Origin of the sequence: Enterobacter cloacae complex sp. 2021EL-01169, assembly GCF_020733125.1 — a bacterium.
Taxonomy (GTDB): Bacteria; Pseudomonadota; Gammaproteobacteria; order Enterobacterales; family Enterobacteriaceae; genus Enterobacter; species Enterobacter roggenkampii.
This window is the reverse complement of record NZ_JAJFTC010000061.1, coordinates 1-539: the sequence shown is the minus strand read 5'-3', so window position 1 is coordinate 539 and position 539 is coordinate 1. Positions and strand designations below refer to the sequence as shown.

Annotated in this window: 1 protein-coding gene; it reads right to left on the bottom strand. The window is 51.2% G+C overall.

Translation table 11 applies throughout. The features are described 5' to 3' along the window. Positions 1-539 (bottom strand): EF-Tu/IF-2/RF-3 family GTPase (locus tag LLF79_RS26885; RefSeq protein WP_255642859.1); only part of this gene is annotated, 539 nt, incomplete at both ends.

Below are 539 nucleotides of genomic sequence, written 5' to 3'. Positions count from 1 at the left end.
GTCACAACCATCTTGATGTTGTCGCCTGGCATTACCATCTCAACGCCTTCTGGCAGTTCGATGGTACCGGTCACGTCAGTAGTACGGAAGTAGAACTGTGGACGGTAGCCTTTGAAGAACGGAGTATGACGGCCGCCTTCGTCTTTGGACAGGATGTACACTTCAGATTCGAACTTGGTGTGTGGCTTGATTGAGCCTGGCTTCGCCAGAACCTGACCACGTTCGATTTCTTCACGTTTGATACCACGCAGCAGAACACCAACGTTCTCACCAGCACGGCCTTCGTCCAGCAGTTTGCGGAACATTTCAACGCCAGTACAGGTAGACTTCGCAGTCTCTTTGATACCAACGATTTCAACTTCTTCACCAACTTTGATGATACCGCGCTCTACACGACCGGTAACAACGGTACCACGACCGGAGATGGAGAATACGTCTTCGATTGGCAGCAGGAATGGCTTGTCAATCGCACGCTCTGGTTCTGGGATGTAAGAATCCAGGAAGCCAGCCAGTTCGATGATTTTCGCTTCCCACTCTGC